This window comes from Streptomyces sp. f51 (genome assembly GCF_037940415.1).
GTDB lineage: Bacteria > Actinomycetota > Actinomycetes > Streptomycetales > Streptomycetaceae > Streptomyces.
On record NZ_CP149798.1, the window covers coordinates 1,147,111 to 1,158,179 of the forward strand.

The following is an 11,069-nucleotide window of genomic DNA, read 5'->3' on the forward strand; positions in this document are numbered from 1 at the left end:
AGTTCCTGATCCGGCCGGGGGCACGGGCGTACCGTACGCGTCCGCCCCCGACGACGAGATCGATCACCACCAACGGCTGCCGGCGCGGCCGGGATCGGACGACCGGACATGAGCGACACCGCGAACGGCACCGGGGCCACCACGCGCGAGGAGCGTTTCGAGCACGGCATGGAGGTCCTCGGCCGGGTGGACGGCGAGTCCGGCCGGCGGGTGGTCGCCGCGCTCGGCGACATCAGCCCCGAACTGGGCCACCAGATCGTCGCCTGGGGGTTCGGCGACATCTACGACCGGCCCGGACTCGCGCCGCGCGACCGCCAGTTGGTCACCCTCGGCATGCTGACCGCGCTCGGCGGCTGCGAGCCCCAGCTGGAGGTGCACGTCAACGCGTCGCTGAACGTGGGCCTCTCCCCGGAGGAGATCGTCGAGGCGCTGCTGCACTCCGCCGTCTACTGCGGCATGCCGAAGGCGATCAACGCGACGCTGGTCGCCAAGAAGGTGTTCGGCGAGCGCGGGCTGCTGCCCGCCGGCGACGACGCCAAGACCGGCCACGCCACGGTCTGAGCACGGAGTCCCGGCGGTGCCCCGTTCGAGGGGCGGCCGTCGGCCCGGCGGCCCGGACGGCGAGAATGGGGGCCGGGCGCGCCGGCAGGCGCTGTCCGGTGGACGGGACGGAGGAGCGGGGCGGCATGGGCGAGTTCTGGCCGGTCGGGGACGTGCTGGCGTACCTGGCCGGAAGCTGGCGGGTCGAGCGGGCCGTCCGTGACCTCGCGAGCGGCGCGGAGGGGCGCTTCACCGGCACGACGGTCTTCGGCCCCTCGGACGACGGCGGGCTGCTGCACCGGGAATCGGGCACGTTCGTGTGGCAGGGCGTGGGGCGGCCCGCCGAGCGGACCCTGCGGTTCCTGCCGGGCCCCGGCGCCGGGACCGCTCTCGTACGGTTCTCCGACGGCCGTCCGTTCCACGACCTGGATCTGACGAGCGGGCACTGGGTCGCCGACCACCCGTGCTCGGCGGATCTCTACCGGGGCGAGTTCACCGTCCGCGACGAGGACCGCTGGGAGTCCGTCTGGCGGGTGCGCGGGCCCGCGAAGGACCTGGTGCTCAGCACCGCCTACGCGCGTCCGACCTGAGCGGGCGCTCCGTCGACGCGCAGATTCCAGCGGCCCGCCCGGCCCGTCACGGTGATCGCCGACAGGGGACGGACGTCGATGTTCCAGTACGTCGACGGCGGCGCCTTCAGCGCGTAGACCAGAGCGGCCCGTACGACCGACGGCTCGGCGACCGCGACGATGCTGCCGCCGTCCTCCCCCGGGCGGGTGTCGAGCCAGGCGCCGACCCGTGCGATGAAGGACAGCAGGCTCTCACCGCCGTGGGGTGTGGAGCGCGGATCGGACAGCCAGGAGTCCACGGCCTCGGGCTCGCGGGCCATGGCCTCACCCAGGGTGAAGCCCCGCCAGCGGCCCATGTCGCAGTCACGCAGCGCGAGCTGGACGAGCGGGGCGTAGCCGAGGACGTCGCCGGTGGCCCGGCTGCGGGGTGTCGGCGCGCAGTAGCGCAGCTCGGCCGCGGCCAGCGGCAGCAGCCCCGCGGCGGCGCGCTGCGCCTCTTCCCATCCCGCCTGGTCCAGCGGCCGGTCGTCCTCGAAGCGCTCCGCCAGCAGCGCGGAGCTGCGTGCGGCGGCGACGAACGTGACCCGAAGATGCATGCGCAGATCGTGGAGCGCCCGCCTCCGCAGGTCAAGGGTGTTACGCAGAGTGTCCGAATATGCACGGGACACCAGCAGCCGGTCTGTGCGCCGGATGTGCGGACGCCGTGGAGTTCGCCGCGCCGCCGACGCGCCCCCGTACCCCCGGCGGCGCCCCCGCACCCCCGGCGGCGCGGAGTCCGGGAGCGTCCGCTCAGGCCCGCACCTCGTCGTGGGCCGCCGCGAGTCGTCGTACGCCTTCGGTGATCTCCTGCGTCCCCGCGACCGCGGCGAAGCTCAACCGGATCTGCGCGGCCGGGGGTTCGGCGCTGTAGTAGGGGCGGCCGGGAGTGACGGCCACTCCGGCGCGCAGCGCGGCGGCGGTGAACGCGGACTCGTCGGTGCCGTCGGGCAGCCGCGCCCACAGGTGATAGCCGCCGAACGGGATGTGGGGCAGGGCGAGTTCGGGCAGGCGCAGCCGCAGCGCGGCGGTCATGGTGTCGCGCCGGGCCTTCAACTCGGCCGAAACGGTGCGCAGATGGCGCGGCCACGCGGGCGAGCCGACGAGTTCCAGCGCGGCCTCCTGGAGCGGGCGCGGCACGAAGAAGGTGTCGACGACCTGGATGGCGCGCAGCCGTTCCAGCACCGGACCGCGCGCCGCCAGGGCGCTCACCCGGAAGCTCGGCGAGGTCGCCTTGGTCAGGGAACCGACGTGCACGACGACTCCGTCGGGGTCCTCGGCGGCCAGCGGACGCGGCAGCGGGCCCGCGTCCTCGTGCACCAGGCGGCGCACGAAGTCGTCCTCGACGACGAAGGCCCCGGCGTCCCGCGCGATCCGCAGCACCTCGCCCCGCCGCTCGGGCGCGAGCACGGCGCCGGTCGGATTCTGGAACAGCGGCTGGCAGACGAAGACGCGGGCGCCGGTCGCCCTGAAGGCGTCGGCCAGCAGCTCGGGTTTGACCCCGTCGGGGTCGACGGGGACCGGGACGGGGCGCAGTCCGGCGGCGCGGGCGATGGCCAGCATGCCGGGATACGTGGGCGACTCGACCAGGACCGGGGCCCCGGGCGGGGCGAGCGCGCGCAGGGCCGTCGTCAGGGCGGCCTGGCCGCCCGCCGCGACCAGCACGTCGGCCGCGCCGATGGCCCCGCCGATCCCGCGCGCGAACCATTCGCGCAGTTCGGGCAGGCCCTCCATGGGGGGCCGGGACCAGGCGCCGGGGCGGCGGCCGGCCCGGGAGAGTGCGGCGCCCATGGCCCGCTCGGGCTGGAGCGAGGGGTGCAGATAGCCGCCGTTGAACTCGACCACGCCCGGGGGCGGCGCGGCGAGCGAGACCAGGACTCCGGAGGCGTCCACGGTCCGGGGGACTGCCTCGGTCGCGGCGTCCGCGCTGAGCGCGATCTCCTGCCAGGACGTGTCGCCGGTGGAGGCGGCGGCGGGCCGGGGCCGTGCCCGGAAGGCGCCCGCGCCGGGCCGGGTGACGACGAGCCCCTCGGCGGCGAGCTGCGCGAGCGCCCTCGACACGGTCACCGGGCTCACGCGGAACCGCTCGACGAGCGCCCGGCTGGACGGCAGCTTTCCACCGGGTGAGTAGCGGTTCAGCTCCTTCCGCAGCCGTTCCGCCAGTTCGTCCCCACTGCTACGCTCATGCATGAGAGCACAGAGTAGCGCTATCGACCGGACCGGGATAGCGGTCAGCACCACCGCCGAGCCCCCGGCCGCCGCCTCCTCCCCGAGCCCGGCGCCCGGGGACCGCCGTGCGGGCACCCTTCAGGCGGCTCTGGGCGTCACCGCCTTCTCGCTCACCTTCCCCGCGACCGCCTGGGGCCTTGAGGGCTTCGGTCCCTGGTCGCTGGTGACCGTGCGCTGCGTCCTCGCGGCGGTCGTCGCGGGAGGCTGTCTGCTGGCGCTGCGGATCCCCCGGCCCGCCCGGCGGCATCTGGCGGGCCTCGCCGTGGTCGCCGCCGGGGTCGTCCTCGGCTTCCCGCTCCTGACGACGCTGGCCCTGCGGACCTCGACCACCGCCCACGCCGCCGTCGTCGTGGGGCTGCTGCCGCTGACGACGGCGCTGTTCTCGGCCCTGCGCACCGGCGCTCGGCCTTCACGGACGTTCTGGCTGGCGGCCTGCGGCGGCGCGGCGGCGGTGATCGCGTTCACCGTGTGGCAGAGCGGCGGTGCCCTGACCGGGGCGGACGCCTATCTCTTCGGGGCCCTGCTGATCTGCGCGGCGGGCTACACCGAGGGCGGCCGGCTGGCCCGGGTGATGCCGGGCTGGCAGGTCATCGGCTGGGCCCTGGTCCTGTGTCTGCCGCTCAGCGTTCCGGGCGCGCTGCTCGCGCTGTCGTACGAGCCGGTGCGTCTGACGGCGCACAGCGTGACCGGGCTGCTGTGGGTCGCGGTCGGTTCGCAGTTCGCCGGCCTGGTCGTCTGGTACCGGGGCATGGCGTCGATCGGGATTCCCAAGGCCAGCCAGTTGCAGCTGGCCCAGCCGCTGCTCACACTGGTGTGGTCGGTACTGCTCCTGGGCGAGCGGCTCACCCCGGCGGCGCCCCTGACGGCGGCCGCCGTCCTCGTCTGCATCGCTCTGACCCAGCGGGCACGGGGCTGAGCCACAGGCGAGGAGACCGTTCAGATGCACGCAACCAAAGGCGACAAGCTCGTGCAGCACGGCCGGACCGTCGGACAGCACGACAAGGTCGCGGAGATCACCGAGGTCATGGGAGCGGAAGGCTCTCCCCCCTACCGCGTGCGGTTCGAGGACGGTCACGAGGCGGTGTGCTCGCCCGGACCGGACTCCGAGATCCGTCACCGGGAGATGCCGCCGCGATAGGCAAGGGCACCGGGAGGCCGGCAGGTCCTCAGAGCGGGGGCTTCGCCGGCTGCCGGTAGTGGTCGGCGACGACGCGCGCCATCGCGCCGACGCGGTCGGCTCCGGCCTCCGAGGCCGCGAAGAAGACGTGTCCGCCCACTTCCGGGTACCTGCGGGCCAGGGTGAGATGGCGGGAGAGTTCGGCCGGGTCCTGCCAGGCCGCGGGCTGCGCGGGGTCGCCCGCCTTGTACAGCGCCTCGCCCGCGTACAGCCCCACTCCGGTGCCCCGCGCCACCGCCGCCCACCAGGGCAGCAGTCGCGCGTAGTCGGCGGCGGCGAAGCCGATGTTCCAGTAGAGCTGGGGGCAGATGTAGTCCACCCAGCGCTGCCGGACCCATTTCCTGGTGTCGGCGTACAGGTCGTCGTACGTCTCGACGCCCGCCCGGGTGGGTGAACCGAGCGGGTCGGTCGAGGCGTTGCGCCAGACCCCGAAGGGGCTGATCCCGAACCGGACCCCGGGGCGCGCCTTCTTGATGCCGGCCGCCATCTCCTGCACCAACAGGTCGATGTTGTGGCGCCGCCAGGCCGCCCTGCTCGAAAAGCCGCCGCCGTGCTCGGCGTAGGCCGCGTCGTCGTCGAAGCGCTCACCGCGCACGGGGTACGGATAGAAGTAGTCGTCCCAGTGCACACCGTCGAGCGGGTACCGGCGCACCGCGTCGAGCATGGCGGCGCGGACGAACGTACGGACCGGGGGCAGCCCCGGGTTGTAGTAGAGCTTCCCGCCGTGGCGCACGGTCCAGTCCGGGTGGAGCCGCGCGGGGTGCGAGGGGGCGAGCCGGGCGGGGTCTGGCTGCCCGGAGACGCGGTACGGGTTGAACCAGGCGTGCAGTTCCAGGCCCCGCGCGTGGGCCTCCCGTACCGCGGTGCCCAGCGGGTCCCAGCCGGGGTCCTTGCCCTGGACGCCCGTCAGACAGCGGGACCACGGCTCGTACGGCGAGGGCCAGAGCGCGTCGGCGGCGGGGCGGACCTGGAAGAACACGGTGTTCAGACGCAGGCGTACGGCCGTGTCGAGCAGGCCGAGCAGTTCGGCGCGCTGGCGTGCGGCGCTCAGGCCCGTACGGGAGGGCCAGTCGCGGTTCGAGGCGGTCGCGAGCCACAGGCCCCGCATGGCGCGCGGTACGGCCGCCCGGGGCGGTGCGGCCGTGTCCTGGGCGGCCTCGGCGTCCCCCGCCGTACCGAGACCCGACAGCGTCGCGAGCGTGGCCGCCGCGAACGCCCGGCGTGGCAGTCTCCCCATACCCGCACTCCTCACGTCGCGCATTCTTCCCATCACGGAACGTATCGGGACTCAGCATGCACCACCCCGACGATCGATCATCGATACTTGGGAGTAACGTGCACGTTCGGAGCAGGGACCGAACAACGGACGACCTGCCGGGCCGTGCGGATCAGTGAAGGGGACGATGTGACCGACATCGAACGCGTCGGAGTGGTGGGCTGCGGCCAGATGGGAGCGGGCATCGCCGAGGTGTGCGCCCGCTCCGGACTCGACGTCAAGGTCGCCGAGACCACCGGAGAAGCCCTGGAGATCGGCCGGACCCGGCTCTTCTCCTCCCTGTCCAAGGCGGCCGAGCGCGGAAAGATCTCCGCGGACGAGCTCAAGGCCACCCAGGACCGGCTGAGCTTCACCACGGACCTCGGCGAGTTCGCCGACCGTGACCTGGTGATCGAGGCCGTCGTCGAGAACGAGCAGGTGAAGACCGAGATCTTCCAGGTGCTCGACCAGGTGGTGACCCGGCCGGACGCGATCCTGGCCTCCAACACCTCCTCGATCCCGCTGGTGAAGCTGGCCGTCGCGACCTCGCGTCCCGACCAGGTCATCGGCATCCACTTCTTCAACCCGGCCCCGGTGCAGCAGCTCGTCGAGCTGATCCCGGCGCTGACCACGTCCGAGGGCACCATCGGGCGCGCGCAGCTGTTCGCCGAGAAGGCGCTCGGCAAGCACGCGATCCGCGCCCAGGACCGCTCGGGCTTCGTCGTCAACGCGCTGCTGATCCCGTATCTGCTGTCCGCGATCCGGATGTTCGAGTCGGGCATCGCGAGCCGCGAGGACATCGACAACGGCATGGAGATGGGCTGCGCCCATCCGATGGGTCCGCTGAAGCTGTCGGACCTGATCGGCCTGGACACGGTGGCCTCGGTCGCGTACTCGATGTACGAGGAGTACAAGGAGCCGCTGTACGCCGCTCCCCCGCTGCTCCAGCGCATGGTCGACGCCGGCCGTCTGGGCCGCAAGTCCGGCTCGGGGTTCTACACCTACGGCTGATCCGGCCGGACAGCCGCTCCGTCGCTCGGAGTTCTCGCGGGCCCGGCACCTTTCACGGTGCCGGGCCCGCGGTGTTCACACGCCGTGTGCGCGCCGGGCCCGCATATGCCCGGCGCACACGCTCCCCACGTGTCCACCAGGCGAGTTGACTTTCCGTACGCAGACACAGGGATGTGCCGACCACGGAAAGGAGCGGACTCGTGACCGCCGACCCCGAGCATCCCGCGGCACCGAAGGAGATCGCGGAGTTACGCCGGTCGCTCGAAGTGGGGTTCACCCGCATCGAGGGCGGACTGGCGCTGCTCACCCAGCGCGACGACCAGACGGCCAAGGACCTGGACGACCTCAGCACACGGATCGTCGCCCTCGAACACACCCGCTGGCCCCTGCCCACCGTCGCCGTCGTCGCGGCCGTGGGCGCACTGGCCGTGGCGGTCTGGCAGGCCCTCGGCCACTAGGGCCGGGGACGCGGGGGGGCCGGTCAGGGCAACACGTCCTGCCCGAGCCTGAGATGGTGCAGCAGAAGCAGTGCGGCCGCCATGTTGGCGGCCGGGACCTCGCCACGGGCGACCATGTCGGGAACGAGCTTCAGGGGTACCCATTCCCGGCGGTCGGACTCGAAGTCGTCCACGGGGTGTCCGATGTACGCGCCCTCGTCCGCCCAGTAGATGTGATGGCGGGCGTCGGTGAGCCCGTTGGAGGGCTCGACACTCATCAGATGCCTGAGGGGTCCCGGCCGCCACCCGGTCTCCTCCTCCAGTTCGCGGGCCGCCGCCACGGCGATGTCCTCGCCGTCCTCCACGACGCCCGCCGGGAGCTCCCATCCCCAGCTGTCGGTGATGAATCGGTGCCGCCACAGGAGCAGCACCTCGTTGGCCTCGTTCACCACCGTGGCCACGGCGACGGGCCGCAGCCGTATCAGGAAGTGATCGAGATGCCGCCCGTCCGGCAGCTCCACGTCCGCGAGATTGACGCTGAACCAGCGGTTTTCATACACAGTTTGTTCATTCTGTTTCGTCCACTGCACGGTTCTGCCACCTTCCGCCGAGTGATGGCAATATCGCAGCAGCGGCCTTCCGGCAGCAGGGCTCACTGGGGTCGGGGCGCAGCACGGCGGCGGAGGACACGGCCGGGCGGAACGGCGCCCCGCGTCCGGGCACCGCTCGCGCCCGGCGCCCCGGCCGGGCGGGTGGGACGGATCGTCCGCGCGCTTCCTACAGCGGTACGCGCAGAGCGCCGTCGATGAGTTCGGCAGCCTCGGTCGTGCCCGCGCAGCCGCTGCGCACCAGGTGTTCGCGTACCGCGCGGAGTCTGTCGCGCAGCCGCTGGGACTCCATCCCCCGGGCCTGCTCCGCCATGCGCACGGCGGTCGCCACCGCCTTGTCGGCGTTGCCCTGGCGCAGTTCGATCTGGCTGAGCATGGCCAGCCGGTGCACGCGCCCCCGGTCGTGCGCCGGAGTGTCGACCGCGGCCGTGGCGTGCTCGGCCGCGGCCACCAGGTCACCGAGGCTGAGGAGCGCCTCCGCCACCTGCACGTTGACCAGTCCCGGCTGGACATAGCCGGTCTCGTCGGGTTCGTGACCGCGCCGGATGCGCTCGGCGGCCTGCTCGGCACGCCGTATGCAGGACAGCGCGCTGCTGCCGTCGCCGAGGTGCGCGTACGCCTTGGCCTGCATGGCGTACAGGTCCGAGGCGAGCGCGGGGGTGATCTGGCGTCCCGCCGCCCGGAGCGCGGCCTCGGCGAAGGCGACCGCCTGCCGGTACTCGCGCATGAACAGCGACTGGTTGACCAGCAGAGCTATGACGTACGCCCCAAGTCCCCTGTCGTTGCTGGCCTTCGCCAGGCGCAGTGCCTGGTGGAAGTAGCGCTGGGCAAGTCCGTGCGCGTCGGAGTCGTACGCGCAGATGCCCGCGACGGCCACCAGTCCGCCCGTCGCGCGGTGGAGTTGGCGCCCGGTGGCGTCGGTGTAGCTGCCGCGCAGCAGGGGCGCGGTCTCGGAGTTGAGGAAGCCGACGATCCGGGTGCGGGTCGCGATGCCCCCTGCCTTGCGGTACATCTGCTCGTAGTGGGCCCGGGCCGCGCGCAGCATCTCGATGTCGGCCATGCTGACCTGGTGCCGGCCTCCGCGGGAGACGTCCACGTCCTCGGGCGGGTTCTCCCACTCCCACACCGGCATCACGGCGGGGGTTCCGGTGACGGCCTGGGCGCCGAGGATGTGGGGGCGCTGCTGTTCGTCGGAACGCCACAGGGCGGTGGCTCGTTCGACGAAGCCGGACAGGGAGCCGGCGTGCGGGGTGGAGGGCTCGCCGGGGACGCCGAGGCCGATGTCGTCGAGGGTGACCGGCCGGTGCAGGCGTACCGCGAGCACCTCGCAGATCAGGTCGGGCACCTGGCCGCGCGGCCGCTGGCCCTTCAACCAGCGTGCCACGGCCGTGTGTTCGTAGCGCAGGGCGAGGCCGCGGGCCCGGCCCGCCTGGTTGACGTGGGCGGCGAGTCCCGCGTGCGAGATGCCCGCCTCGTCGAGGATCGCGTCGAGCAGGGTGTTGGGCTGCATGGGAGGCCCCCCGGGTGGCTCGTTGCCGACGGCGCCGGTCGTGCGGGCCACGCCCGACCGCACCAGAGAGAGTAGTGCGTCCCCTTTCACACGGGGTGTGATGGGAATGCCCGTATCCGCGCTGTACGCGCGCTGTCGCGGAGAGTTCCGTACCGGTTGACTGAAATGCCTCGCAAGAGGCCGGCCGGGCCGCCGGCTCCCCCTCGTACAGTGCGGCGGCCCGCTCCGCGCCGTCCGCCCGGCCGCCTGTCCGACACTCCGTGGCCGGGCGGACGGCAGAGCCGGTCCGGCCGGGGGCGACCGCGGGACTCCGGTCGTCCGGGCGCGGGTCCCGTGGCCGGTCGCCCCCACCGGAACGGGACCGCGTACCGCTCACCGGGGCACGTGCTGGGTCAACCGGTCCTGCCTCAGCGCGAGGGGCCGGCGGTCGTTGTGCAGCACCAGGAGGGCCACGTCGTCGTCGGGCCGCCCGCCGGTGTGGCGCAGCAGACCGGCGAACACCGCGCGCAGGACGGCCTGCGGTACGACGGGTCCGTCCCGGACGGCCGCGGCGAGCGCCGGGAGCAGGGGGAAGAACCGCCCGCGCGCGTCCCGCGCGTCCTCGGCGCCGTCGGTGTGCAGGAACAGCCCTTCGCCCGGCCCGAGCCGCCCGCAGGGCTCGGCCGTCAGGCAGGCCGGCAGCGGGAAGGGACCGAGCGGCGGCAGCGGTTCGGAGCGCACGAGGGGCCTGACGCGGCCTCCGGCGAGCAGATACGGCCACGGGTGGCCGCAGTTGAGGGCGTGCACCTCTCCGTCCCTGCGGATCTCCAGCAGCAGGACGGTGACGAACTCCTCGGCCGTGTGGCTGTCGGGGTCGGGTCCGGCGGAGGAATGCCCGGCCCGGTCGCGCAGATGCCGGGCCAGCGCCCTTTCGAGCCGTCTGAGGACGCCGCCGAGTTCGGGTTCGTCGTGCGCGGCCTCGCGGAAGCTGCCGAGGACGGCGGCGACGGTCCCGATGGCACCCAGGCCGTGCCCCCGGACGTCCCCCATCACGACCCGCACGCCGTGTTCGGTGGCGATCGCCTCGTACAGATCGCCGCCGATGCTCGCGCCGTGGTCCGCGGAGAGCTGGGCCGCGGCGATGTCCAGCCCGTCGATGCGCGGGGGCAGCGGGCGCAGCAGGACGCTCTGCGCGGCGCCCGCGACCCTGCGGATCTGCCGCAGTTCGCGCAGCAGGGCTCTTCTGACGTGGAGTATCAGACCGGCGCCGACCGCGAAGAACACGGCGCTGGTGACGATGCCGGCGCCGAGCCCGTGCTGCTGCGCGAGCGGGCAGGCCATCTTGTACGAGATCGCCAGCGCGCCCCAGACTGCGGGCAGCCCGAGGTTCAGCGCCCGGCGCAGCGGTGGCCGGCCGGTGGTGCGCGGGACCCGGTGACCGAGGCCCCGGCGGGTGCGGCGGCCGCGGTCCTCACGGGTGCCCCCGGTGCGGGGTCGGCGGCCGCGCAGGGCCCGGTCGAATCCGGCCCTCAGCCGGTCGCTCCGGCGGCGCGGCCCGAGGACCGCTCTGGCCGGGTTCCGCGAATGCGTCTGGAGCGTCGCCCTGCGGGGAGCCCCAGCCTTGATTCGGATCATGCCGATTGGCCCCCCAATAGGCACTGACGGCGCAGACGGCCTCGGAGAGACCGTTCCGAATTCTGTCGACCCCCGGCCCGGGT

12 protein-coding genes are annotated in these 11,069 nt (G+C 73.4%); 6 read left to right on the forward strand and 6 right to left on the reverse strand.

All coding sequences use genetic code 11. The features are described 5' to 3' along the window. The first annotated feature begins 108 nt into the window (after positions 1–108). Positions 109–561, forward strand: a complete 453-nt coding sequence (locus WJM95_RS05155; protein ID WP_339128259.1) for a carboxymuconolactone decarboxylase family protein — start codon at positions 109–111, stop codon at positions 559–561. A 125-nt stretch (positions 562–686) separates the two neighbouring features. Further along, positions 687–1,130, forward strand: coding sequence for a DUF6314 family protein (locus WJM95_RS05160; RefSeq protein WP_339128260.1), 444 nt, complete (start codon positions 687–689; stop codon positions 1,128–1,130). Here WJM95_RS05160 and WJM95_RS05165 read toward each other — a convergent pair. Both WJM95_RS05165 and WJM95_RS05170 read right to left on the reverse strand, forming a co-directional pair. Beyond that, positions 1,112–1,705, reverse strand: a complete 594-nt coding sequence (locus WJM95_RS05165) for a histidine phosphatase family protein (RefSeq protein WP_339128261.1) — start codon at positions 1,703–1,705, stop codon at positions 1,112–1,114. The two genes, WJM95_RS05160 and WJM95_RS05165, sit on opposite strands and share 19 nt — an antisense overlap. 193 nt (positions 1,706–1,898) lie before the next feature. Next, entirely contained in the window at positions 1,899–3,335 is a 1,437-nt protein-coding gene (locus WJM95_RS05170) for a PLP-dependent aminotransferase family protein (RefSeq protein WP_339128262.1), read from the reverse strand. Here WJM95_RS05170 and WJM95_RS05175 point away from each other — a divergent pair. Beyond that, the gene (locus tag WJM95_RS05175) at positions 3,334–4,290 is read left to right on the forward strand and encodes a DMT family transporter (protein ID WP_339128263.1); all 957 of its coding nucleotides are present in this window, start codon (positions 3,334–3,336) and stop codon (positions 4,288–4,290) included. The genes WJM95_RS05170 and WJM95_RS05175 overlap by 2 nt on opposite strands. 24 nt (positions 4,291–4,314) lie before the next feature. Next, entirely contained in the window at positions 4,315–4,512 is a 198-nt protein-coding gene (locus WJM95_RS05180; RefSeq protein ID WP_339128264.1) for a DUF1918 domain-containing protein, read from the forward strand. 28 nt (positions 4,513–4,540) lie between these two features. On the opposite strand, the gene WJM95_RS05185 is transcribed toward WJM95_RS05180, so the two are convergent. Beyond that, on the reverse strand, positions 4,541–5,788 hold the full coding sequence (locus tag WJM95_RS05185; protein ID WP_339128265.1) for a family 10 glycosylhydrolase: 1,248 nt from the start codon (positions 5,786–5,788) through the stop codon (positions 4,541–4,543). Positions 5,789–5,956: 168 nt separating this feature from the next. On the opposite strand from WJM95_RS05185, the gene WJM95_RS05190 reads away from it, so the two are divergent. Beyond that, positions 5,957–6,817: a 3-hydroxybutyryl-CoA dehydrogenase gene (locus WJM95_RS05190; protein WP_339128266.1), complete on the forward strand. Its 861-nt coding sequence runs from the start codon at positions 5,957–5,959 to the stop codon at positions 6,815–6,817. Positions 6,818–7,017: 200 nt separating this feature from the next. Further along, positions 7,018–7,275, forward strand: coding sequence for a hypothetical protein (locus WJM95_RS05195; RefSeq protein WP_103547884.1), 258 nt, complete (start codon positions 7,018–7,020; stop codon positions 7,273–7,275). Positions 7,276–7,298: 23 nt separating this feature from the next. On the opposite strand, the gene WJM95_RS05200 is transcribed toward WJM95_RS05195, so the two are convergent. The 3 genes from WJM95_RS05200 to WJM95_RS05210 all read right to left on the reverse strand — a co-directional run bounded on the left by WJM95_RS05200 (position 7,299) and on the right by WJM95_RS05210 (position 10,986). After that, positions 7,299–7,844, reverse strand: coding sequence for an NUDIX hydrolase (locus WJM95_RS05200; RefSeq protein ID WP_339128267.1), 546 nt, complete (start codon positions 7,842–7,844; stop codon positions 7,299–7,301). Between the two features lie 187 nt (positions 7,845–8,031). After that, positions 8,032–9,372, reverse strand: a complete 1,341-nt coding sequence (locus WJM95_RS05205) for a transcriptional regulator (RefSeq protein WP_339128268.1) — start codon at positions 9,370–9,372, stop codon at positions 8,032–8,034. Between the two features lie 372 nt (positions 9,373–9,744). Continuing rightward, positions 9,745–10,986, reverse strand: coding sequence for a PP2C family protein-serine/threonine phosphatase (locus WJM95_RS05210; protein WP_339128269.1), 1,242 nt, complete (start codon positions 10,984–10,986; stop codon positions 9,745–9,747). Between the last annotated feature and the right edge of the window lie 83 nt (positions 10,987–11,069).